The organism is Shewanella decolorationis, assembly GCF_004354305.1.
Lineage (GTDB): Bacteria > Pseudomonadota > Gammaproteobacteria > Enterobacterales > Shewanellaceae > Shewanella > Shewanella decolorationis.
In genome coordinates this window covers 3071308-3096532 of sequence record NZ_CP037898.1, presented here as the reverse complement: position 1 = coordinate 3096532, position 25225 = coordinate 3071308, and the positions used below count along the sequence as shown (strand labels likewise).

The window sequence follows — 25225 nt, the reverse complement described above, 5'->3', positions numbered from 1 at the left end:
CACTTCATGGTGGTTTGTTATATTTCTTTTAGTGATACTAGCTGTGCTTTTGGTTTTATTTGGTTATAAAAAAGGCGATATTTACTAAATTAGCTATCAGTATTGCAATTAACTGATCTATTTATTTCATTAATGGGCTATTGATGAATTTTTAAGACAATTTTAAGGTGTGATTCATATCACGCATTTTGTTGCTGTGAGCCAGAATTATTTTTACGGAAATTATTTAATATATTGATTTTTAACAAATCATATCATTTTAAACACGGGTTGTTTGATGTGATCTAGTGCACACTAAATGATGGGGTGTGTTTTGGTGTGATAAAGATCACTTAATGAATTTTGAGTTAATCTGAAATTTAATAACGATTAATGAAGGTATTTACAGCACTGTTACGGTTTTATGATTCACTTTTAAACCAGTGTTGCTAATTTAGTTAATGGTAGGTTTTGCATTAACGACAAATGTTTAGTCACAAAACCTAAAATAACTTACTGCCCCAGCCGAGTTTGGTACGCAAAACGTGGAAATAATTATGTCCTTTTGGATGGATAAGCCTGAGTTGCTCTGAACTGCGGCGCACTATGATTTCATCACCTGGCAATACCGCTAAATGCACGTGGCCATCGCAGCTTACTTCTAAATTCTCACCATTTTCAGGGGAAACGACCATCTTAATGGTGCTGCAGGCATCGACCACAATTGGGCGGCACGACAGTGTATGTGGAAACATGGGCACTAAGATTAATGCTTGTAAATTGGGGGTAAGAATGGCGCCACCTGCCGACAGGGCGTAGGCGGTAGACCCTGTCGGCGTTGAGACTATCATGCCGTCAGCGCGCTGGCTGTACATAAATTGATTGTCAATATAGACTTCAAATTCAATCATATGGGCTATTTTACCCGGGTGCAGTACTGCCTCATTCACTGCGGTGTTACTGGCTTTTAGCTGACCATGGCGATAGACTTCGGCCTCGAGTAAAAAGCGGTGCTCGGTATCAAATTCACCATCGAGCACTTTGGCGAGCGCTTCTTCAAAGGCATCGGGTGGTAAATCCGTTAAAAAGCCAAGATTGCCACGGTTTACACCAATCACGCCTACATCGAAGCGTGCCAGCACTCTGGCGGCGCCGAGCATATTGCCATCACCACCTACAACTATGGCTAAATCACAGCGAGCGCCAATCTCTAATAAATCGACCGCGACGATATTGGTCCCTAACTCGCTGGCAACGCGCTCTTCCACGAGGACTTCATATCCTTGCATCGTCAGCCAGTGGTGCAGACGTTTGAGGGTTTGATTTGTCCCTGAGTGGTGCGGCTTGCCAATAAGGCCAATGGTGTGGAACTTTGTGGTCATATTTATGCTAGATCTGGCCTTAGGCCTTGAAACGTCAAAATTGATCCCCATAATATGCCCAGAGTATTTAGAAACAAAGCATTTTTAGCTGGAGTGAAAATGAGCAACGAGTCGATTAAAGCAGAACAGGATCTGATCCAAGAGGGTGTAGAGTCTGAAGTTTCTACCGAAGAAGCGAGTCTGATTGATGAGCTTACCCAAGCCAATTTCCGTATTGAAGAGCTGGAACAGTTACTCGCTGACGCTTTGGCGAAAGTTGAAGAGCAAAAAGATTCAGTTATACGTGCTGCTGCCGAAGTAGACAACATTCGTCGCCGTGCTGCGATGGATGTGGAAAAGGCGAACAAATTTGCCTTGGAAAAATTCGCCAACGAATTACTGCCAGTGTTAGACAATATGGAACGTGCGCTGCAAGGTACTAATCCGCAGGATGAAACCACCAAAGCGATTTACGAAGGTGTTGAGCTTACGCAAAAGAGCTTCTTAACTGCTGTGGCTAAGTTTGGGGTAAAACCTATCGATCCACAGGGACAGGCCTTTAACCCAGACCAACATCAAGCCATTGGTATGCAGCCAAGCGCTGAGTACCCAGCCAATACCGTGATGTTAGTGATGCAAAAGGGTTATGAGCTAAACAGCCGTTTACTGCGTCCTGCCATGGTGATGGTGTCACAGGGTGGCCCTAGCCAAGAATCTGCTTCGATTAATATTGAAGCCTAAGCGAGCGCGCTGAGCATTAAGTAATAAAAAGGACTGCAGATGCAGTCCTTTTTAGTTTGAGATTTTTATTAAAGCTAATCAGCAACTTACTTTATCATTTACAGGGAGCAAGCTCCCTTCACCTTAATTGGCGAGATAGGCATTAATTTGCGCTAACATACCTTCGGCATCGAGTTGTAAATCATGGGTCACTTCTTCTGGAGAGCCATGTTTAATAAACTCATCAGGTAGGCCGATTTGCAGTACAGGTTTAGGCATTTTAAGCTTTTGCAGCAGTTCTAATACACCAGAGCCTGCGCCGCCCATAATGGCGTTTTCTTCCACTGTCACGAGCACATCGTGGGTTTGCGCCATCTCTTTAACTAAATCCACATCTAAGGGCTTCACAAAGCGCATATCGACAACGGTGGCGTCTAAGCTTTCTGCGGCGGTTAAGGCGGCGGCTAAGGTGGTACCAAAGTTCAGCATGGCGATACCTTTGCCTAAACGCTTAATCACGCCTTTACCAATAGGCAGCGCCGTCATGGCTTCTACCTGAGTCGCGCCTGTGGCGCTGCCCCTTGGATAACGCACCGCGCTCGGGCCTGCATCATAGCAATAACCGGTATAGAGCATTTGGCGACATTCATTTTCATCCGATGGCGCCATGATCACCATATTCGGGATGCAGCGCATAAAGCTTAAATCGAATGCCCCTTGGTGGGTTGGGCCGTCGGCACCGACGATACCGCCACGGTCAATGGCGAACAATACCGGTAAACGCTGAAGCGCCACATCGTGGATTAGCTGGTCATAGCCCCGTTGCAGGAAGGTCGAGTAAATGGCGACCACAGGCTTATAGCCTTCACAGGCAAACCCTGCACCTAAGGTCACCGCATGTTGCTCGGCAATAGCGGCATCGAAATACTGTTTTGGAAAACGCTGTGAAAACTCCACCATGCCCGAACCTTCACGCATGGCAGGCGTAATCCCTAAGACTTTTTCATCCTGCTCAGCGATATCACATAACCATTTGCCAAACACTTGGGAGAAGGTTGGCAGTCCTGGCTTAGTGGCTGGCTTCTTAAACTGTGATGGGTCAAATTTAGGTACCGCGTGCCAACCGATAGGATCTTTCTCGGCTGGCTCATAGCCACGACCTTTTTTGGTCATGATGTGCAGCACTTGTGGGCCCTTGAGATTGCGCATATTGCGCAGGGTTTCCACTAGGGCATCGACATCGTGGCCATCGATGGGGCCGATATAGTTAAAGCCTAACTCTTCAAACAGAGTGCCAGGTACAACCATGCCCTTTAGGTGCTCTTCGGTGCGCTTGGCCATCTCTTTGATGACCGGCATGCCCTTGAGCACTTTTTTGCTGCTTTCACGAATGGTGGTGTAGAGGCGGCCCGACATCAACTGCGCTAAGTGATTGTTGAGCGCGCCGACGTTTTCTGAAATCGACATTTCGTTATCGTTCAGCACCATCAGCATATCGTTGTGCAAATCACCTGCGTGATTCATGGCCTCGAACACCATACCACCCGTCATGGCGCCATCGCCAATCACGGCGACCACTTTGCGGCCTGCCTGTTCTTTTTCGGCGGCAACTGCCATGGCTAATGCGGCACTGATAGATGTGCCTGAATGCCCCACGCTAAAGGTGTCGTATTCACTTTCTTCCCGCCAAGGGAAAGGATGTAAGCCGTTCTTTTGCCTAATGGTGTGCATTCTGTCGCGGCGACCAGTGAGGATTTTATGGGGATAGGCTTGGTGGCCAACGTCCCAAATCAAACGGTCAAACGGGGTGTTATAGACATAATGCAGGGCAACAGTCAGTTCGACTGTGCCAAGTCCAGAGGCAAAATGTCCGCTGGACATGCCAACGGACTTAAGAAGAAACTCCCGCAACTCATCGGCCAATTGAGGTAACAGGGCCTGAGGAAGCTGGCGGAGTTCATTAGGAGTGTTGGCTTGAGCCAACACGGGAAACTGTGAAATGTCCAAACTCATAGCGAGATACTTCGTCTCTTATTATATTCTTCGCTCAATGATATAGCGGGCGAAGTCTGCAATTAACTGGCTATTGTATGGCAATTTAGCCAGCGCTGATAGTGCCTCTTGGATCAGTTGCGCGGCGGTGTCTTTGGCGCCTTGCAGTCCAAGTAGTTGCGGAAAAGTACTCTTATTTGATTCAGCATCAGAGCCTTGGGGTTTGCCGAGTTCTTCCGTGGTGGCAATGATGTCCAGAATATCGTCTTGCACTTGGAAGGCAAGTCCTACCGCATGGGCAAATTCCATCATAGTCTGATATTCATCTTTTGGCGCATTAGCGGCGATCAGGGCTAACTCAACGGCGCAGCTGATAAGGGCGCCCGTTTTCATATTATGCAGTTGAGTTAAGGCCTTAAGGTCGATGAGTTTATCGGTTGAGGCTAAGTCAATCGCTTGGCCGCCACACATACCACGGTAACCCGAGGCTTTCGCCAGCGCTCTCACCATGGCGATATGTTGCTCGCTGCAGATCCCCGGCACGGCTTCGGTCACAATTTCAAAGGCTAAGGTTTGCAGTGCATCCCCTGCAAGGATGGCGGTCGCTTCATCGAAGGCGATATGCACTGTGGGTTGACCACGACGAAGGTCGTCATCGTCCATGGCGGGTAAATCGTCATGGATTAACGAATAAGCATGAATACACTCAATGGCGGCGGCGCAGGCGTCGAGCTTTTCAAGCGGCACCCCAAACATTTGTCCCACACTGTAAACCAAGAAGGGACGAATACGCTTACCGCCTAATAGCGCGCCGTGGGTCATGGCGGCCTTTAACTGCGGTGCTGTGTCTTCGAGTGTACTAAAACGTTGTTTTAATTGGTCATCAACCCTTAGTTGATATTCTTTTATTGCATTGACTAACACGCTTATTCGCCCTCAACGGCATAGGGAGATAGGGGCGCATTTTCATCCTGTTTGAGTAAAATGGCCACTTTTTGTTGAGCTTGCTCGAGTTTTGCTTGGCTGTTACGCACCAGATTGATGCCACGTTCAAATTGTTTTAACGCATCATCCAGAGAGACATCGCCCTGTTCTAATTCGGCAACGATGCGCTCGAGTTCACCAAGGGATTCTTCAAAACTGAGATTTTCGGGTTTCTTCGCCACGTTAATAATTCCTTTGAAAGAGCGGACACAAGGTATATCAGGGCGGCCCAAGGGTCAAATTCAGTCGACGGATATTTGCTCGATAGCACGCTTTGTTGCTGAATTTTTTTCAGAAAATTGAAATTGCCGCTAAACTTGCTTAGTGCTTGTCCGATAAAAGACAATAATAGCATTATGCTTATAATCATCCTTCGACATCATAAAATAAGACTTGAGTTAAGACCAAAGTGTTAACCTGCTGCGGGTGACATTTAGTGTTATTTTGCGAATAGAGTCAGTATGATGTCGTTTATACCGAATATTGAGGAGCCGTTGTGGATTTAGCTACAGTTATAGGACTAGTCGGGGGCTTTGGTTTTATCCTTTGGGCTATGATGACCAGCGGCGGCCTGGCAATCTTTATCGACGTTCCCTCAGTGTTTATCGTGTTCGGTGGTTCATTCTTCGTCGTAATGATGAAATTCAATCTCAAACAGTTTTTGGGCGCGGTAAAAATCGCCGTCAAAGCCTTTATGTTTAAGATTGATAAGCCTGAAGATCTTATCGAACAGTCAGTCACGATGGCCGATGCCGCCCGTAAAGGCGGATTCCTTGCCCTTGAAGAAGCGCAAATTTCCAATAGTTTTATGCAAAAAGCCGTCGATATGTTGGTAGACGGTCACGATGGTGAAGTGGTGCGCGCCGCGCTTGAAAAAGACATAGCCCTTACTGAAGAGCGCCATCGCAACGGCATTGCGATTTTTAGGGCCTTTGGTGATGTCGGCCCTGCGATGGGGATGATTGGTACCTTAGTGGGCTTGGTGGCCATGTTATCCAACATGTCAGATCCTAAATCGATTGGTCCTTCCATGGCGGTGGCCTTGTTAACGACGCTGTACGGCGCCGTGGTCGCCAACATGGTGTGTATTCCCATTGCCGATAAATTGAGCTTGCGCATGGGCGAAGAGATGCTTAACCGCAACCTGATTATGGATGCGGTATTGGCTATTCAAGATGGCCAAAACCCACGGGTGATTGAAGGTTTCTTAAAAAATTATCTTGCTGAAAAACAGCGGAAAATCGATACAACGGACGGAGAGTAGCCCATGGCTAAGTGCAACTGTCCACCGCCCGGAGCGCCGCTCTGGTTGGCAACATTTGCCGATTTGATGTCCCTCTTGATGTGTTTCTTCGTGCTGCTGCTGTCATTCTCCGAAATGGACGTGATGAAATTTAAGCAGATTGCAGGCTCGATGAAGTATGCTTTCGGGGTACAAAATAAGGTCGAAGTCAAAGATATTCCTAAGGGGACGTCTGTGATTGCGTTGGAGTTTCGTCCTGGTCGTCCCGATCCCACGCCAATTGAGATCATCAACCAACAAACCAACGAAATGACCGAACCCACGTTGGATTTCCAAGCGGGTGAAGACGATAGCGCGGGGGGGACTCAGCAGCAAAATGGTTCGCAGCGGGGCGGTGAAGCCTCGGCTACGGCCCAAGAAACTGCGGATGCGGTTAAAGCTGAAGCCGCGGCGGCGCAGGATAAAATTAATCAACAAGTGAAAAAAATGGCGCAGGAGCTCAATAAAGAGATCACTGATGGCGCCATTGAAATCGAGTCACTTGGGCAGCAAATCATTATCCGTATTCGTGAAAAGGGGTCATTTGCGTCTGGTTCGGGGTTCTTGCAACCGCGATTTAAGCCTGTAGTGCGTTCTGTTGGTGAGTTACTCAAGGATGTGCCAGGGATTGTTACCGTATCCGGTTACACCGACGATATGCAGATAAGTGATGAGCTCTATAGTTCGAACTGGGATCTCTCCAGTAAACGCGCTGTGGCGGTGGCCGATGTGCTGCTGCAAGTAAAGGGCTTCGATCCCAAGCGGATGAAAGTTGTCGGGATGGCGTCGAATAATCCCATTGTGCCTAATGACTCACCTGAAAACCGCGCACGAAATCGCCGCGTTGAGATTGCTATTGAGCAGGGTAAGGCAAAAGAATCTCAGGAAATTCAAGTAGGGAATTAGCGTTAAGCTTGAATAAAACGCCGTGAATGTTTCACGGCGTTTTTCTATGTGATTTTTTTGACTTGTGCATAAGCGCACGCCACGAGCAGTCCGTGTGTGGAAACAGGTGCGCCAATCGCCGTGAGTTTGTTATAATCCGGCGATTATTCTTTTAACCAATTTTGCTGTTTACAAAATTGCCCGCGGAAATCCCATGAAGTTTATTGTAAAGCTGTACTCAGAAATCATGATGAAGAGCAAGCCCGTGCGCATGCGCTTCACCAAAATGCTTGAAACCAACATCCGTAACGTGCTCAAAAAAGTTGATGAAGATGCCAAAGTGCAACGTCAATGGGACCGTATTTGGGTAAAGGTGCCAAATGATAAACCTGAATTAGCTCAGGCCTTTGGTGAGCGTTTAGCCTGTATTCCTGGGATCGCCCATGTGGTGCAAGTGGATGAATATAGCTTTACCTCAGTCGACGATATCTACCAGCAAGTCTTACCCGTTTACCGTGATCAAATTGCCGGTAAAACCTTCTGTGTGCGCGTTAAACGCACAGGCTCCCACGATTTTAACTCTATCGAAGTCGAGCGTTATGTCGGTGGCGGTTTAAACCAGTTTACCGATGCGATTGGCGTGCGTTTGAAGAACCCAGAAGTGACAGTTAACCTCGAAATCGAGGGCGATAAACTGTATATGGTGACTAAGCGTATCGAAGGCTTAGGCGGCTTCCCAATGGCGACGCAGGAAGATGTGTTGTCCTTGATTTCGGGCGGTTTTGACTCAGGCGTGTCGAGCTACCAATTTATTAAGAAGGGCGCTCGAACCCATTACTGTTTCTTCAACCTCGGCGGCGCGCAGCATGAAATTGGCGTGAAACAAGTCGCTTACCATTTGTGGAAAACCTATGGCGAATCCCACAAGGTGAAGTTTGTGTCTGTGCCGTTCGAGCCTGTGGTGGCCGAGATTTTAGAGAAAATCGACAACGGTCAAATGGGCGTGGTGCTCAAGCGTATGATGATGCGCACCGCGGCGCGTATTGCTGAGCGTATGGGCATTCAGGCGATTGTAACAGGTGAGAGTTTAGGCCAAGTATCGAGCCAAACCTTAACTAACTTGAACGTGATTGACCGCTGCACCGATATGCTGATCCTGCGCCCGCTGATCGCCATGGACAAGCAGGACATCATCAACGAATGCCGCCGTATCGGCACCGAAGATTTTGCTAAATCTATGCCCGAGTATTGCGGCGTGATTTCGCAAAAGCCAACCGTGAAGGCGGTACTGGCCAAGGTTGAGGCCGAAGAGACCAAATTCTCTGAGGACTTGATTGACCGTATCGTTGAGCAGGCCGTGGCCATTGATATCAGGGAGATAGCAGAACAAATGAATACGCGTATCACTGAAACTGAAACCGTTGTTGCTATCGACACCAATGAAGTGGTGATTGATATTCGCGCCCCTGAGGAAGAAGAGAACAAGCCGCTGGAGATTGAAGGCGTGGAAATCAAGCGCATTCCTTTCTTCAAATTAGCGACTCAATTTGCCGATCTCGATAAGCAGAAGACTTACCTGTTGTACTGCGAGCGTGGGGTGATGAGTAAATTACAGGCGCTATACCTGATTGAGCAAGGTTATCACAATGTTAAGGTTTACCGCCCTTAAGCGATAGCCAGTAAAACGCGAGCTAAGGCCAAACATCAACTTTGGCCTTAATGCGCCAATTCGCAGGTAAACGAATACAAAAAAGCCGCATTGGAATGCGGCTTTTATTTTACGGATAAGCAGTGCAATTTATTCGGTCTTGACCACTTGCTGGGCCGGTAACACTTCATCGGCAAGCAATAAGGTAGGATCCTGCAGCGCTTCTTCATGCATTTTTTCCATCGTCGCAGTCAGTTCGGCATTGATGCTTGCCTGTAAATCACTGGTGTCGATGATAATTTCTGCATCGATAACATTTGCGCTGACATTGGCACTGAGTGCGCTGACTAACACTAATGCAAAAGCAGATTTTAAATTGAACATAGTCGCCTCCGGGCTGACAAAGTATTGCTGTCAGACATTCCCATCACCCGTTCGAGATTGTCCAACTCATGTGTTTCGTTGGCGCAAAATTTAATCAAAAACGCTGGCCTTTACAAACGATTAAATGTAACAATACGGATTAGAAAAACTAATTAAAAATTGAGATAGAGATCACTATGTCAAGACGCTTACCACCACTGAATGCGGTTAAAGCATTTGAGGCCGCCGCACGGCATTTGAGCTTTACTCGAGCGGCTGAAGAATTGTTTGTGACTCAGGCTGCGGTGAGTCACCAAATTAAAGCGCTGGAAGATTTTCTCGGATTAAAATTATTTCGCCGAAAGAATCGATCACTGCTACTGACCGAAGAAGGCCAGAGCTATTTTCTCGATATTAAAGATATCTTCACCCAACTGGCGGATGCGACCGACAGGCTGCTTGCGCGTAGCGCCATTGGTTCGTTGACAGTGAGCATGTCGCCAAGCTTTGCTATTCAGTGGCTGGTGCCGCGCCTGTCGAAGTTTAGTGAAAAAAATCCCGACATTGACGTACGAATTAAGGCGGTAGACACAGAGGCCAGCTCCTTAACCGACGATGTCGACGTTGCCATTTATTATGGTTTAGGCAATTGGCCCGGGCTTCGCGCCGATAAACTTCGTAATGAAGTGCTGATCCCTGTATGTTCGCCAATGCTGTTAAATGGCCCTAAGCCCTTGTCTAAGCCGGAAGATTTAAAACACCACACGCTGCTGCACGATATGAGCCGTCACGATTGGCAGGCTTGGTTTAGACAATGTGGCATTCACGATATCAACGTCAACCAAGGGCCGATTTTTAGCCATTCCTCCCTCGTTTTGCAGGCGGCAGCCCATGGCCAAGGTGTGGCCTTAGGTTATAGCGTACTCGCTCGCCCCGATATTAAGGCGGGTCGACTGGTGTGCCCATTCCAAGAAGTGTTAGTGAGCAAAGATGCCTATTACCTCGTCTGCCAACAGAATCATGCCGAGCTGGGTAAAGTGGTCGCGTTCCGTGAGTGGATGTTAGATATGTTTGCCGAGGAGTCACGCAGTGAGTTGTTGCCCGGATAATCCCTCGGTTAACGAGGATGTTGCGTCAAGTGCCTATGTGTTAGAAGGCGCGCCATCAGAAACTTTGATTTTATTTGCCCACGGCGCGGGAGCGAATCGAGACTCCGACTTTATGTGCCAAATGGCCGCAGGTCTTGTCGCAAAGGGTTTTCAAGTGATGCGCTTTAATTTTCCCTACATGCAGGCCAATGCCGAGGATGGTAAAAAGCGCCCGCCTGACAGAGCGCCAAAGCTGCTTGCCTGTTTTGGCGAGATGCTCGATGTGGCGCACGCTCAGCCTGAGGTTAAGCGTGTGGTCTTGATGGGCAAATCCATGGGTGGACGCATGGCGGCGTTACTGGCCTGCGATAGCGCGCAAGCCAGCCGTATCGATAGGGTCATTTGCTTAGGTTATCCCTTTATCCCACTTAAGGGGGGTGAACCTAGGTTAGAACCCCTAAACGACTGCCAAGTGCCTGTATTAGTGCTACAAGGTGAGCGGGATAAGTTTGGCACTCAGGCGCAGATCCTAAGTTGGCCGCTTAACAGTGATATACAAATTGAATACTTAGCCGATGGGGATCATAGTTTTGTCCCAAGAAAGTCGTCAGGCACGACCGAAGCGGCTAACCTTGCATTGGCTGTTGATTTATCAGCAAAATTTATTGGCTAATGTTTTTTCTTGATATGGCGTAAAGCGCTCAGAGTCTGGACTAACGGCTTGAGCGTCATCCGTCGTAAAGCCTATTGGTTTTTGGAGGTAAAAATGCGTAAAGGATTGTTGTTACTCGCCGCGGTAAGCGGATTTTTTGCGGTCGCGCTAGGCGCTTTTGGTGCCCATGGACTCAAGGCTGTCGCGCCGCCTGAACTGATTGATGTGTTTAATCTAGGCGTGCAATATCACTTCTATCATACCTTTGCGCTGATTGCCGTGGCCTTTGCCGGGCAGTGGTTAACCTCGCGTTTGCTGGACTGGGCGGCGTACCTGTTTATGGCAGGCATAGTGCTGTTTTCTGGCTCGCTCTACGGTTTAGCGCTAGTCGGTAGCAAGTGGTTAGGCCCTATTACCCCAATGGGCGGTGGCTGTTTCTTATTAGGTTGGTTATTGCTGGCCGCGGCCGTATGGCGCCATAAAGTGGTGGATGGCAACGAGTCATAATACTTGTGTGGCGTAGCCACTGCGCCGTGCGTTCATGCTGCCAATAACACAAAAGCCCGATAGCAAATCGGGCTTTTGTGTATTGAAATTGCTATACTGGCGCCCAAATCGATAGTCGGCCATGTTTATGGCTTGGATTTCTTAAGGATCTCCATGAAAAACCTATTTTTATTTTGCCGTGCAGGCTATGAGAAAGAATGCGCAGCAGAAATCCAACAGCGAGCCGCCGAGCTCAATGTGGGTGGCTTTGTTAAGGCCAACAACAACGATGCCTACGTGGTATATCAATGTTTTGAAGAAGACGGCGGCGATACCTTAGTGAAGCAACTGCCGTTAGATTCACTGATTTTTGCCCGTCAGATGTTTGCCGCAAGCGAGCTGTTGGCGGATTTACCCGAGTCTGACCGTGTCAGCCCGATTGTGGCGGCGCTCAGTGAGGTGAGTAAAGCGGGTGAGCTGAGGGTTGAAACCCCTGATACCAACGAAGCCAAAGAGCTATCGGCATTTTGCCGTAAGTTTACCGTGCCTTTGCGCCAGCATTTGAAAAAATCCGGCAGTTTACTGGCACAGGAAAATCCTAAGCGTCCGATTATCCACGTGTGCTTTATCGGCCCAGGTCGCGCCTACGTAGGTTATTCCTTCAGCAACAACAGCTCCCCTTATTTTATGGGGATCCCGCGCCTGAAAATGGCTGCCGATGCGCCGAGCCGCTCAAGCTTGAAACTCGATGAAGCCTTCGCGCAGTTTGTGCCTAAAGAAGAGCAGGAAGTGCGGGTTCGCAGCGGCATGAATGCGGTGGACCTAGGTGCATGCCCTGGCGGCTGGACCTATCAATTGGTGCGTCGTGGCATGATGGTCTCCGCGGTCGATAATGGCCCAATGAATGAAAAGCTGATGGAAACCGGCCAAGTGAAACATTTCCGCGAGGATGGTTTCCGCTTCGAGCCACAGCGTAAAAACATTTATTGGTTAGTGTGCGACATGGTTGAAAAGCCCGCGCGCGTGGCTGAGCTGATCGAAGCTTGGGCCATCAATGGCTGGTTTAAAGAAGCCATTTTCAACCTCAAGCTGCCGATGAAGAGCCGTTATAAAGAAGTGATGGCGATTTTGAATACCATGCAGGAAATCCTCAAGGAAAACGGCATCAACGAATTCCAGTTACAGTGTAAGCACTTATACCATGACCGTGATGAAGTGACCGTCCATCTGTGGATTAGACCGAGCCAACCTTGGAACTAATCAGCGGTTTTTTATCGTTTTGTTAGTGAGTGAAGCCCCAAGTACATGTTTGGGCTTTTTATTTGGCCAGTCCCGCTAAATAGCGGCCATAAAAAAACGCACCCCAAGGTGCGTTTTTTGTTTCGCGCAAAAGCGATTATGACAGACGATCAAGCACCGCTTGAGTGAAGTCAGTCGTACCGTGGGTGCCGCCTAAATCGCGAGTTGTACGGTCGCCTTCTTCAATCACTGCCGATACGGCTTTACGGATCATGTCGGCTTTATCGGCCATGCCTAAGTATTCCAGCATTTGGATAGAGGCTAAGATCACTGATGTTGGGTTTGCGAGGTTTTTACCAGCGATATCTGGCGCGCTGCCATGAACCGCTTCGAAAATCGCTGCATCACGACCAATGTTGGCGCCAGGTGCCATACCTAAACCGCCGACTAAACCAGCACACAGATCCGACAGAATGTCACCAAACAGGTTGGTGGTCACGATGACGTCGAAGTTTTCTGGGTTCATCACTAACTTCATGCAAGTCGCATCGACAATCATTTCTTCGGTTTTGATGTCTGGGTAGCGTTGACTCACTTCACGGGCCACTTTCAGGAACAGACCTGAAGTTGACTTCATGATGTTTGCTTTGTGCACGATAGTGACTTTCTTACGGTTTTCTTTGCGGGCCAGTTCGTAGGCGAATGTTGCGATTTGTTCTGCGCCTTGGCGAGTGACGATACTGGTCGCTTCAGCAGTGGTGCCGTCTTCAGACACTTTTTGACCGTGGCCTGAGTACATGCCTTCGGTGTTTTCACGCACTGTGATGATATCAATGTTTTCATAACGGGCTTGAGTGCCTTTAAAAGACAACACTGGACGTACGTTCGCGTACAGGCCGAATTTCTTACGTAATGTCACGTTGATAGAGGTAAAACCTTCGCCTACTGGTGTAGTTAGCGGGCCTTTCAGGGTGATGCGGTTTTTTTCGATCAGTTCTAAAGTACGCTGCGGAAGTAGTTCGCCTTGCTTCTCGAGAGCAGTTAAGCCGGCATCGGCAAATTCATATTCAAAATCACAACCTGCTTTATCAAGAATTTTTAAGGCTGAATCAATAATACTTGGGCCAATTCCATCACCTGGAATTACGGTTATCGTTCTTTTTGACATGGAGAAGTCCTTCCACGGTTCGTCGTTACTGCAATCGTCCGACCCGGTATTAGCCGGGTAACATGACTATGAATTTGGTGTTTTTTCTCACTATTATTTTAACCGTCTTTGGTCAAACTTCACAGGAAATAGTGAGCAATATCACGATTTTTTATTGGGTAAAACTTGTAAAAATACTGGGTTATAACGATGATGGAGAGCCAATGGTTAAAAAAGTCTACTTTAGTCTAACAACTACATAAAAGAGGAAGACATTGAAGTTATTACCTATCACATCGCTAGTGCTGTTATCCCTCGGAATATTGCCGCATGCCCATGCTGAAACTAGCACTAAACCCCTTACCCTGACCGACATAATGAAGTTTGAGTCCCTCGAAAAGCCCGTTATCGCTGACAATGGTCAAGTGCTAGCGGTAGAGGTGGCGCCAGATCGTGGCGATAGCCATGGTTTAATTAAAAACCTGCAATCAGGAAAAGACTTTCAGATTGAAGGCGGCTCAGACCCTATCGTGAGTCACACTGGCCGTTATGTGGCTATGGCCGTAAAACCCAGTTTGCTTAAAGTCGAAACCAGTGATGCTAAAGCCAAGAAAAAACTTAAGGCTGATATGGTGCTGCTCGACACTGAAACGGGCTCGCAAACCAAATTTGAACGGGTAAAGGAATTTGTTTTTAGCGACGATGGCGCGCATTTAGCCATTTGGTTTGAAGCCGACGAAGAGGCCAAGAAAGACGCCAAAGAGAAAACCGAAGGTGCCGATGATAAGTCCAAAGCCGAGAAGGTGAAAGTCGATAAGTTCGACCAAGGCCGTCGTTTTAGTTTAGTGAATTTGTCTTCGCCTTCGCAGCGGGTGGATCTGGAGCATGTGACCGCCTATTACTTCGATAAAGACAGTCGCCGCTTGGCTGTTGCGGTCAATGATATCGAGGCGAAACAACATCGACTGCAACTGATTGATTTGAAAGACTACAAAAAATCAACGGCGTTTGAGTCCCAAACCCAACAAATTGGCGCGCTAGCACTTTCAAAAAATGGTCACTGGCTGGCCTTTACTCAAGGTGATGCGAGTGAATTACCCTATGGCCGCAGTTATCAGTTAAGCCTAGTTGATATGGCTTCGGGCAAAATTCGCCCCGTGCCAAACACCAAAGAGTGGACGTTAAATCGTTACGCCAGTTTAAACTTCTCCCTAGACAGTGAACGACTCTTCTTTGGCCGTGTGCCCGAGGTGAGCCAGCAGCTCAGCCTGAAGAAAATCGCAGAAGAAAAAGATCTTTACGACAAAGAGATAGTCACAGGCCAACGTGGGCTTAAGGTCTGGCATGGGGACGATCCGCGGATTAAACCTCATGAAATCAAGCAATATGATAAAGAGCAAAAGCGCACTTACTTAGCCGTGCTGCATTTAGGCTCAAACAATGTGGTGCAGCTTGGCGATAAAACGGTGCCAGATGTGACCCTGTCACAGCACAAGCGTTATATGTTGGCAAGCTCAGACTTGCCCTATCGCAAGATGATCACTTGGGCGGGTTTTTATCAAGACTATTACTTGGTGGATATCAACACGGGTCGCAAGTTGCCGCTGTTAACCCAACAACCAAGCGATGCTGAGCCGAGCTTATCGGGCGACGGCAAATATGTTTCCTATTATCAGCAAGGTAATGTGTATTTATACGATATTGCCGAAGGTCGTCGCACCAATCTGACCAAGTCTTTAAAGGTGAGTTTTGCCGATGAAGACCATGATTATCCTTCCAATGCGCCAGGTTATGGTTTTGGCCCTTGGCTTAAGGACGATGCAGGTTTCCTCGTCTACGACAAATACGATGTATGGCAGTTTAATACCGCATCGAAAAGTGGATTTGCCTTAACCGCAGGGCAGGGACGCGCTCAAAAAATTCAATATCGTGTTGAAGGCTTAGTCGATAATCCCGATGAGCCAACCACACTGGCCTACAATGCCACTGTGCTGCTGCATGGTTACAGCGACAAGACTAAGGCCGATGGTTTTTATCAAGCGACCTTAGGCGAAGCGGGCGTTAAGACCTTGATGGAAGGCGAGTATAAATTAACAGTGCTTGGACGCAGTAAAGATGCGGATACCTTAGTGTTCTCTAAGGAGCGCTTCGATCTGTTCCCTGACTTGTATACCGCAAGCTATCAGACCCCGCAAAATGCCGTGAAGCAAACCGATTTAGATAAGCAGCGCCAAGCCTTTAATTGGAGCCAAGCCGAATTAGTGCATTGGACCAATGGCGATGGCAAGCCGCTCGATGGTGTGTTGATTAAACCGACTAACTATCAAGCGGGCGAGCGTTACCCTGTGATGGTGTACTACTATCGCTTTATGACTGACAGGCTGCATGCCTTCCCGCAAATGAAGGTCAACCACCGACCAAACTTCGCTTGGTATGTGAATAACGGTTATGCGGTATTCTTGCCGGATATTCGTTTCGATATCGGTTACCCCGGTGCCAGTTCGGTTCAAGCATTGACCTCGGGCGTGCAAAAGCTTATCGAGATGGGTGTTGCCGATGCTAACGCCATTGGCTTACAAGGGCATTCTTGGAGCGGTTATCAAACGGCGTTTGCCATCACTCAAACCAAGATGTTTAAAGCCGCAGTGGCGGGTGCGCCAGTGGCGAACATGACCAGCGCCTACAGCGGAATTCGCCATGGCACAGGGCTTGCGCGCCAATTCCAATACGAAACCGGCCAAAGCCGTATAGGTGAAAGCCTCTTCGCTGCGCCGCAAAAGTATATTGAGAACTCGCCGGTCTTCTATGCCGATCGCATTCAAACGCCATTGATGATTATGTTTGGCGATAAAGACGATGCGGTGCCTTGGGAGCAGGGTGTTGAAATGTACTTAGCGATGCGCCGTGCGGGTAAAGATGTGGTGTTTTTACAATATGAAGATGAACCCCATCATCTGAAGAAATACCCTAATAAGCTCGATTACAGCATTCGCATGATGGAATACTTCGACCATTATCTTAAAGGTAAACCCGCGCCAGCCTGGTTAAGCCAAGGCGAAGCCTATGTCGAATATAAAGCCGATGATGAGTAATCCTCTGTTTTAGGCTTATCTATAAGCAAACGCCACCGAAAGGTGGCGTTTTTTATGGTAATAAGGGCGCGAGCTAGCTCATTGAAATAGTCCTTTTATACTCTTGAAATTACCATGGCTCACCTGTTTGGCATTAGCGTAGTCTGTAAGTTTTAAAGAAATACAAAGCATGCTTTGGGACAAGAAGAGCGTTAAATATTGGAAGCCGAATATCATTGCATGGTTATTGAATACAGACCATATTTAAGGGCGAACCATGGTATTTGCTCAACGACACGGTGAATAGAAATCTAGGATTTCTAAGCTTATGAACGAGAGCCATGGATGGCGAACAGGCCGTTAAACAGGGATGTTGTTCAAGTCCTTCCTTGGATGCTCGACCGCCCCGTCTGATGTGAATGGATTCACGAATGCCGCGGTGGCATGGATGCCAAAGAGCGGCCATGGGGCGGACGGTCGTCTCGCTAATCACCATGGCTCACTTGTTTAGCATTAGCGTAGTCTTTAAGTTTTAAAAAAATACGAAGCATGCTTTGGGACAAAAGCGATTAATCTTTGTATCTATTTATGGAGTTTATTGTCATTGTTTCCCCAGTGACTCGCCGTGAATATATCCCTATAGGCTCGACGGCGACATCCATGTCGCCAACGGTCACTGTAGACCCAATGCCAATTTTAACTACCCATTTGCGATATGTACGTAAAAAGCAAATGGACATAACTCAGTTTGGGACAAAAGCGAGCTAGATCTTTTACTCGAGTTCAGGCGTTTTGTATTAGGAAAAATAAGGGGATATTTAATGTTTCAAAAGGCAAGATCTAAGCCCTATGAATCTATATAGTCACTCAAGAATATAAAAGAAAACACAACCACTTTTAAGCGTAAGACTAGCCTCCTAAATCAATATCATAGGTCGTTGGAGAGTCGACACCAATCAAGAGCCTCAAACAACTGATTTTATGTCTGTAATTGCATCTAGTTTGATACAATGCAATCAAAATTGAATGAATACCCCACGTTTACCTCTTACTTATTATAAGGAAAGTAAAGATGGCCGAGTTGCATCTAATGTCTAAATCTGATGGAGATATCAAGACCCACGTTGTCTTTATACATGGGTTAGGTGGACACTACGAAAAGACTTGGCTTTCCTCTACTCCGGATAAAGGCTTTTGGCCTAACTGGCTTAGTGAAGAAATTGACAATATTGCCATTTGGTCGGTTGGATACTTAAACCCAATTTCTCGTTGGGGAAGCCTAAAAGCTATGCACTTTACCGACAGAGCAAAAGATATTCTGCACAGATTAAACCAAGAGCCATTACTCCGAGACGGAGAAATAATCTTTGTTGGTCATAGCATGGGAGGGCTGATGATCAAGCAAATGTTCCACTATGCGGATAGAAACTCAGAAGTACAAAGCTTAATGGGGCGAGTTACCAAAGTCAGCTTTCTAGCAACCCCACATAGAGGTTCTTCAGGTGCAGACTTGGCTGATAGGTTCCGAATCATTGCGTTACCATCCGTGGCTACAGCTTCTCTACTTAAAAATGATCCAAACCTACGTGAGTTGAACGAATGGTATAGAGCTTGGGTTCGTAATCGTGATATAGACCACCTGATACTCATGGAGAATCAGCCTTGCAAGCGCCTCCTAACAGTTGTTACTCCGGACAGTGCTGATCCGGGATTAAATACTGAGGCTTTACTTGTGGATGCTGACCACCTCAGTATTACTAAGTTCCCAAATAAACAAAGCCAAATTTACCAATATATAAAGAGCTTCGTGGTCAAAGAAACCAAGCCACCGCTATTACTATGGCTGGGATCTAAGTATCCAGAGGGAAGCCATGGCTGGCAAGGATATTCAAACTGGTCTAACTCCCCAAAGGGGATTGAGGAAACGTACATTGTTGACGAGCAAGTCCGCCTTTTCGACGTTTCCTCAAGTGATAAAGAAGGCAAAACCGGTATTGAAGCAATTCAATCTCTCAGAATCAGATTAGGGGCATCAGGTACCACTACCCGGCTTGTCGGTCTGTCTGGTGTGGGAAAAACTCGACTAGTCCAAGCTCTATTTGATGAGCGTGTGGGGGAACATCAGCTTCCCGCAGAGCAGGTGATTTATACCGATATGGGACACGCCCCAATTCCGACTCCAAGAGCAGTGATAGAGAAGCTGGTAGCTGAAGACAAGAAAGCTATTGTTATAATAGACAACTGCCCTCCCGAGCTACATCGGGATTTAGCACCAAGTTGCAAGAAAAGTATCAGTCTACTTACCATTGAATATGATATCCGCGAAGATCAGCCGGAAGGAACGGGTGTGCTATCTTTGGAACCAGCGTCCGATACCCTAATCACCAATTTACTAAAAGCTAGGTTCACACATTTAAGCGGTCAAGACGCAAGTAAAATAGCTGAGTTTTCTGGTGGTAATGCTCGGATTGCTATCGCATTAGCATCAACAGTGGAACAAGTAGAAAGCATATCTCATCTGAAGGATGATCAGCTTTTCAAGAGACTGTTCCACCAGCGTCATCAAGAAGAACACTCTTTGATGCAAGCTGCACAGGCTTTGTCCCTTGTTTACTCATTTCAATATAAAGACGATGAGAATCCGTTCTCGAGCGAGTTAGAACTTCTCAGTTGTGTATCCAGCACTCCCACAAAAACTCTCTACGAAAGTGCTCAAGAGCTAAAGCGCCGTAACCTCATTCAGCAACGAGGGATATGGATGGCGGTACTTCCGCATCCTATTGCAAACAGACTAGCAAAAGTCGCCATGCAAAATATTCCAGCAAACTTATTTGTTAGTTTCTTCAATGAAAGTACGGACAGACGTATCCTTAAGTCAGTATCTCGCCGAATTAGCTACCTAGATAACTGTGCAGAAGCTCAAGATGTTGTAGCAAGCTGGTTAAAACAGGGAGGGACAATCAGCAAACTTCTGGCTCGTGGCGAACAAGAGCTGGCTTTAACTATTTTGACAAACTCAGCACCAATAGCCCCCCAGGAAACGTTAGATTTCCTGATAAAACAGTCCGAGAATGACGCTAATTTCCTTACAAGAAAAAATCCAGAATTCTCACAATTGGCGGAGCTACTTAGAAGCTTAGCTTATGGGCCTGAACTTTTTATTCAAAGTACTAAGTTACTAGCGGAGATTGCCACATCCGAAAAGAAAAATGAGAACTACAACTCCGTTAGAGATGTTCTGAAATCACTGTTTTATCTTTACCTATCAGGCACACATGCTAGTAAAGAACAAAGATTAAGCACCATCAATGAACTCATTGAATCCGGTGATGAATGCAAAATAGAAATCGGTTTTGAGTTACTTGACGCATCGCTAGAGTCTTCACATTTCTCATCGCATCATAGTTTCGACTTTGGTGCTCGCTCTAGAGACTATGGGTACCACCCTTCATCAAATCAAGAGTGCACCGAGTGGTATCAATTCTTTATTGAGTACACCGCATCATTAGCAAAACGTAATGATCCGCTTCATAAACACGCGAAGTCCACTTTAGCAGCTCATCTTAGTGAACTATTCCATAACAAAGCTCTCTGGAAAGTTTTAGAAGATGTAATTAACGTAGTGTTGTGTACCGGGGAATGGAGTGAAGGGTGGCTGCAGCTAGGCTCATTTCTACAATTCAACGCGAAGGATTTAGAAAACGCCGAAATTGGCATGATTAAAGGAATTCTAAATAGACTGCGCCCTACTTCTCTCGATGAACAAATACACATGTATTTGCTATCAATCCACAATAATTTTTATTGTTTGGAGACCACTGGTGAGGATGGTGAAAGTGAATTAAACGGTTATGAGATTGCTGAAGAAAACGCAGAAAAACTAGGAAAAGACTTATCTAAGTCACATCTGCTATACCTTGAATCAAAACTACCTGAAATATTGTCTACTCAGGGAGATTGGAGCCGGCACCATGCGTTTGGTGTTGGGTGCGCAAAAGGTGTAGATGACCACTTAAACTTCTGGGAAAAGCTTCTCGCCAACTTATCAGAAATCCCGTTTGAGAAACAGACAATCAATGTACTGCGCGGGTTCATTCGCCACCTAAGCCAAATCAGGCCCGAACTAACTAACTCGATTCTCGATAGTCTGTTGCATGATAAGCGAGCAAATAAATTGTTCCCTTATATACAGTTCTGCGTAACTCTCGATACCAATGCCGTAACTAGGCTAATTCAGGCTATTGAAATGCAGCAATCGCCAATTCATTTTTACCAATTTCTTGGGTATGGAAGAGTCCATGAAGCACTTTCTGATAACGATCTTGGTAAAATACTAAGTCTAATTAACAGACAACCTGATGGTATAATGATTTCAATTGAAATCCTGTCTATGAGATTCCACGGTTTAAGGCCTGAAAATGCGTATGCTCCTTCAAATGAAATAAAAGAACTAGCTCAGCAAACTCTCCTCCTTGCTGACTTCTCAAAAGAAGATTTCAATGGTCACAAAGATCACGTGATGCATAATGTGGTGAGAGTTGCCCTTACAACCCCAAATAACTATGAAGCAACTCGTTTAATTCTCGAACGTATGATTGAGCAGCAACCACTGTTTAGTATTGGGAATCATCTTCCTCAGACAATCGATGTATTAATGAAGTCTAATCCTAAGGCTGTTCTTGATAGCTTACTCGATGAAAAAGGGAATTGTCAGGAACGTGCAGTCACATTTTTTAAATGCAACCAAACACCATCAATACCACTTGAACTTATTTCTGAATGGTGTGGAAGTAACCTATCAAAACGATGCCCTATTGTTGCCGAGATAATATCGCCGTATAGAAAAGAAAACGAAGTATACCAACTGACCAAAGAAGCGAGATTGCTTTTGAACATCAGCCCTAATGCCTTAGAGGTACTGGAAAAAATGGATATAACTCGCAGAGCTAGCACGATTCATGGGTCGTATGCTAATTTCCTTGAGGCGCGCCTCTCTGTATATGTTGAATTAGAAAATTTTGACGATTCAAAAGTTCAACAATGGGCTAGTTCAAAGAAAGCATCCCTACAAAGCTGGATAGACATTGAGCGAAAATGGGAAGAAGAGCGAGCTCGAAATACAGATGAAAGATTTGAATAGTGGAACTTTGACCAAATATTTGAGTTGTGGGATTCATAATACTAGCTTAGGCCTGATTTCGTACTGAATAACCACAGTAACTCTACTCACTTTGTGCATTACTAAAGTTTGGTCAACGAGATGTGTAACAAGAGTTAAATCATGGTCGTTGCTAACACAAAATGGGGCAAAAGCTTTTTAGCTGCACGAACAGTTAGAGAGATACTTAAGATTGTCATTGTTGTACCTGTGACCTTTTAAAACATCTAGGTTTTAGTCGAGCCTCAGGGACGGTTTTTATTAAATTAAAGGGTTGCGTGTCACAGGGGAAAATGACAATTCATTCTGCAAACTTGACGATAAAGTTATCTCGCTTCCAAGCAGTTCTGGAACATAAATGGCAATGTATTGATTTACATTGCCGTTTTTGGAGATAGCTCAATAAGCTTTGGATATTTAGCTTAGGGATGATGGCGATATCAGAGCCAAATCAATTTTTGCTTGAGCTTTCGACCTCTTTGGCGGTGCGGCTTACGATATCGGTGCCAGCGTCGAGATACTGTTTATAGGTATCATCACCCCATGCCACGAGTTTATCGTCTTTAAAAATCAGTGGGGTGCATTCTTCTTTTGTGGTTACGCCATCGGATTTTTCATGGTGAGTACGATAAAAGAGTACTTGTAGTTGACCCTCCTTAAGGGATTTGGCCTCTGTAAAATCGGCCTTACCAAACAGGGTTTTGACGGCAGAGATATCTTGCCCGAGGGTTAAATCATTTAATTTCTGGCTGTTATAGACTTGCCTATCTTCCCAATCCATTTCATCCGGGGTGGGCTCATATACAAGAACCACTACAGCGACGAAGGCGACATAGGCGGCAAATATGCTACCAATAATAACCGAAGCTTTTGATTTCATTGAATCTAATTCCTTTGCATATCCAATGTGTTATTTGGCAAACCAATAAAATACGCTTTTGATGACCTGAGGTAAACGGCTTTATTGCAACTTAGTGTTAACAAGAGGCGCTAATCGACCTGCGGCGTGTTGGCGGGGCCATTGAACCGAAAATCTTTTAGATTGATGTTTAAGGGTAAATCGGTTTGTAGCTGGGCTAATTTATAACTAAGGCGCGCCATATCTCGACCTTCGGCCAGTTTTTTGGCTTGTTTTGCGCCGAGATTGGGCAAAGAGGAAAACAACGCCGCTAGAGTTCTAAAAGTGCGGAGTAGTTCGGCCGCCGATTTGGGGCCGATACCTGCAATACCTGGGATTTTATTGCCGCTATCACCAGCTAGTGCCATTAAATCAAGAAATTGGCTACGATCTACTCCTAGCTTTTGCTCAAGTTCGGCGATGTTGAGGTATTGCTGATTAAAATGATCCCATTGGCTGATACGCGGATGATTGAGTTGGCTAAAGCCTTTATCGGTGGACACGATAACGGCTTCACCTTGGGCTTTGGCGGTTTTCATCGCAAGTGTGGCAATAACATCATCGGCTTCGGCGGCGGCATAAATCGATTGAATTTGTACGCTTTTAAGATGTTCTTGCAGTGCAGGTAAGCCCGCGGCCAGAGGCTCGGGCATAGGTTTACGGCCCTTTTTATAATCGGGATAAAGTTGTTTACGCCAAGAGATCTCATCACCATCCCAGACGATAGCGACATGGGTAGGGTGGTGAATGCGCAGCAGTTTAGTGCAGGCGACACTCACACGCTCCGTTAAACTGTCCATATCGTTCTCATCTGGGATTGCCGCATAAATCCGGCGAACTAAGTTGAGACCATCGATAATTAAAAACTTATTCATTGGCGGTTATTGTTTTATTTCACTATTTGATAGCAGGGAACATAAGCGCTACCCGGCAGTTTCATCCTATGTTGGGCAACAAAGGCCCCTAGCAAATTGTCCATCAATTCCATTAAATGCGGGTCCCCTTTAATGTGGAAGGGGCCTAATTGTTCAATTTGCTTAATGGTGTCTGATTTTACATTACCCGCAACGATACCCGAAAACGCTTTGCGTAAATTGGCCGCTAGCTCAGCTTTATTCGTCTGATAATGCAAATTTAAGTTGGCCATCACCTCATGGCTGGGGATGAACGGAAGTTGGAACTCGGGTTCAATTTTTAGCCCCCATTGATATTGATAGGCATCGCCAGTGGCGCGGCGATGGTTTTTTACTTGCTCCATACCTTGCTTCATCACTCGCGCGACTTCGGCGGGATTATCGATAATGATTCGGTATTTTTGTTGAGCCTCAGGCCCTAAGGTGGCGGCGATAAACTCATCAATTTTAATGAAATAGTCCGCACTCTCACTGGGGCCTGTCAGTACCAGTGGGAAGGGGGTTTGCTGATTTTCTTTGTTCAGCAAAATCCCCAGAATATACAGTAACTCTTCGGCGGTACCCGCTCCGCCGGGGAAGATAATAATGCCGTGGCCTAAGCGTACGAAGGCTTCAAGGCGTTTTTCGATATCGGGTAAAATCACCAGCTCGTTAACAATTTGGTTGGGCGGCTCTGCGGCAATAATACTCGGCTCGGTGAGACCAATATAACGGGCGTTTTTAATCCGCTGTTTTGCATGACCAATGGCTGCGCCCTTCATTGGGCCTTCCATCGCGCCTGGGCCACAGCCGGTGCAAATATCGAGTTCTCTCAGGCCGAGTTGATAACCCACTTCGCGAGTATATTGATATTCGATGGCATTAATGCTGTGGCCGCCCCAGCAGACGACTACGTTCGGGTCTTTCATCGGTGCAATGGCATGGGCGTTACGTAAAATATCGAATACTACGTTAGTTATGTGGCTCGCGTTAGTGAGATTTATGTGTTTTAGGGTGTCGTATTTGTCGCTGATATAAAGGATATCCCTCAGCACCGAAAATAAATGCTCTTGGATACCTGTGATAATTTGTCCATCGACAAAGGCTTGCTCGGGGGGATTGATAAGTTCTAACTTAACCCCACGTTCACGTTGCAGCACGTGAATATCGAAGTTGTGGTATTGCTCGAACAACGCTTTAGAGTTGTCGGTTTTAAGACCCGCGGCGAGTACGGCGAGGGAGCAGTTACGATACAGTTGATATAAGGCGCTTTTGGCGCTTTTTTTAAGGCGATCAACTTCAAGTTGTGAAAGCTGATCCATGCTGCCCTTAGGGCTGACTTTTACTATCATTTATCACTCCTTCGTATAGACAGGAGT

At 46.4% G+C, this 25225-nt stretch carries 19 protein-coding genes; 10 read left to right on the top strand and 9 right to left on the bottom strand.

The window, feature by feature from the left end; translation table 11 throughout:
- Positions 1–482: 482 nt before the first annotated feature.
- Positions 483–1361, bottom strand: a complete 879-nt coding sequence (gene nadK, locus EYR25_RS13950; protein ID WP_023268115.1) for an NAD(+) kinase — start codon at positions 1359–1361, stop codon at positions 483–485.
- Between the two features lie 99 nt (positions 1362–1460).
- Here nadK and grpE point away from each other — a divergent pair, with 99 nt between their 5' ends.
- Positions 1461–2081 (top strand): nucleotide exchange factor GrpE, encoded by a 621-nt coding sequence (gene grpE, locus EYR25_RS13945; protein ID WP_039978556.1) that lies wholly within the window; start codon positions 1461–1463, stop codon positions 2079–2081.
- A 123-nt stretch (positions 2082–2204) separates the two neighbouring features.
- Here grpE and dxs read toward each other — a convergent pair whose 3' ends face one another.
- Genes dxs through xseB form a run of 3 tightly spaced genes read right to left on the bottom strand, consistent with a single transcriptional unit; the run spans position 2205 to position 5218 of the window.
- Positions 2205–4073, bottom strand: coding sequence for a 1-deoxy-D-xylulose-5-phosphate synthase (gene dxs / locus EYR25_RS13940; protein ID WP_133180842.1), 1869 nt, complete (start codon positions 4071–4073; stop codon positions 2205–2207).
- Between the two features lie 21 nt (positions 4074–4094).
- Positions 4095–4976, bottom strand: coding sequence for a (2E,6E)-farnesyl diphosphate synthase (gene ispA / locus EYR25_RS13935; RefSeq protein WP_133180839.1), 882 nt, complete (start codon positions 4974–4976; stop codon positions 4095–4097).
- A gap of 2 nt (positions 4977–4978) precedes the next feature.
- Positions 4979–5218 (bottom strand): exodeoxyribonuclease VII small subunit, encoded by a 240-nt coding sequence (xseB, locus tag EYR25_RS13930; protein ID WP_011623480.1) that lies wholly within the window; start codon positions 5216–5218, stop codon positions 4979–4981.
- Positions 5219–5532: 314 nt separating this feature from the next.
- Here xseB and pomA point away from each other — a divergent pair, with 314 nt between their 5' ends.
- From pomA to thiI, 3 genes are all read left to right on the top strand, one after another.
- Positions 5533–6300 carry a flagellar motor protein PomA gene (pomA, locus tag EYR25_RS13925; protein WP_133180837.1) on the top strand — a complete coding sequence of 256 codons (768 nt, stop codon included), beginning with the start codon at positions 5533–5535 and terminating at the stop codon, positions 6298–6300.
- Positions 6301–6303: 3 nt separating this feature from the next.
- Positions 6304–7224 carry a flagellar motor protein MotB gene (locus EYR25_RS13920; RefSeq protein WP_133180835.1) on the top strand — a complete coding sequence of 307 codons (921 nt, stop codon included), beginning with the start codon at positions 6304–6306 and terminating at the stop codon, positions 7222–7224.
- A 193-nt stretch (positions 7225–7417) separates the two neighbouring features.
- Positions 7418–8872, top strand: coding sequence for a tRNA uracil 4-sulfurtransferase ThiI (thiI, locus tag EYR25_RS13915; RefSeq protein WP_133180833.1), 1455 nt, complete (start codon positions 7418–7420; stop codon positions 8870–8872).
- A 129-nt stretch (positions 8873–9001) separates the two neighbouring features.
- Here thiI and EYR25_RS13910 read toward each other — a convergent pair whose 3' ends face one another.
- Positions 9002–9235, bottom strand: a complete 234-nt coding sequence (locus tag EYR25_RS13910) for a hypothetical protein (RefSeq protein WP_011717760.1) — start codon at positions 9233–9235, stop codon at positions 9002–9004.
- Positions 9236–9411: 176 nt separating this feature from the next.
- Here EYR25_RS13910 and EYR25_RS13905 point away from each other — a divergent pair, with 176 nt between their 5' ends.
- From EYR25_RS13905 to rlmM, 4 genes are all read left to right on the top strand, one after another.
- On the top strand, positions 9412–10323 hold the full coding sequence (locus EYR25_RS13905) for a transcriptional regulator GcvA (protein WP_023268106.1): 912 nt from the start codon (positions 9412–9414) through the stop codon (positions 10321–10323).
- On the top strand, positions 10304–10975 hold the full coding sequence (locus EYR25_RS13900; protein ID WP_133180831.1) for an alpha/beta fold hydrolase: 672 nt from the start codon (positions 10304–10306) through the stop codon (positions 10973–10975). The genes EYR25_RS13905 and EYR25_RS13900 overlap by 20 nt, the downstream gene beginning before the upstream one ends.
- A gap of 93 nt (positions 10976–11068) precedes the next feature.
- Positions 11069–11461, top strand: coding sequence for a DUF423 domain-containing protein (locus tag EYR25_RS13895; protein ID WP_011717758.1), 393 nt, complete (start codon positions 11069–11071; stop codon positions 11459–11461).
- Between the two features lie 153 nt (positions 11462–11614).
- Positions 11615–12700, top strand: coding sequence for a 23S rRNA (cytidine(2498)-2'-O)-methyltransferase RlmM (gene rlmM, locus EYR25_RS13890; protein WP_133180828.1), 1086 nt, complete (start codon positions 11615–11617; stop codon positions 12698–12700).
- A gap of 136 nt (positions 12701–12836) precedes the next feature.
- On the opposite strand, the gene EYR25_RS13885 is transcribed toward rlmM, so the two are convergent.
- Complete coding sequence (locus EYR25_RS13885) at positions 12837–13847, bottom strand: isocitrate dehydrogenase (protein ID WP_011623471.1); 1011 nt, start codon at positions 13845–13847, stop codon at positions 12837–12839.
- A gap of 254 nt (positions 13848–14101) precedes the next feature.
- Between EYR25_RS13885 and EYR25_RS13875 the strand changes: the two genes are divergently transcribed.
- Positions 14102–16918, top strand: coding sequence for a S9 family peptidase (locus EYR25_RS13875; RefSeq protein WP_133180826.1), 2817 nt, complete (start codon positions 14102–14104; stop codon positions 16916–16918).
- A gap of 1051 nt (positions 16919–17969) precedes the next feature.
- Positions 17970–22037, top strand: coding sequence for an esterase/lipase family protein (locus tag EYR25_RS13870; RefSeq protein ID WP_133180824.1), 4068 nt, complete (start codon positions 17970–17972; stop codon positions 22035–22037).
- Between the two features lie 469 nt (positions 22038–22506).
- On the opposite strand, the gene EYR25_RS13865 is transcribed toward EYR25_RS13870, so the two are convergent.
- The 3 genes from EYR25_RS13865 to ppnN all read right to left on the bottom strand — a co-directional run bounded on the left by EYR25_RS13865 (position 22507) and on the right by ppnN (position 25198).
- Complete coding sequence (locus EYR25_RS13865) at positions 22507–22935, bottom strand: DUF3192 domain-containing protein (RefSeq protein ID WP_023265637.1); 429 nt, start codon at positions 22933–22935, stop codon at positions 22507–22509.
- Positions 22936–23045: 110 nt separating this feature from the next.
- A complete protein-coding gene (gene xni / locus EYR25_RS13860; RefSeq protein WP_133180822.1) occupies positions 23046–23828 on the bottom strand; it encodes a flap endonuclease Xni in 783 nt (260 codons plus the stop codon).
- A 14-nt stretch (positions 23829–23842) separates the two neighbouring features.
- On the bottom strand, positions 23843–25198 hold the full coding sequence (ppnN, locus tag EYR25_RS13855) for a nucleotide 5'-monophosphate nucleosidase PpnN (protein ID WP_133180820.1): 1356 nt from the start codon (positions 25196–25198) through the stop codon (positions 23843–23845).
- Between the last annotated feature and the right edge of the window lie 27 nt (positions 25199–25225).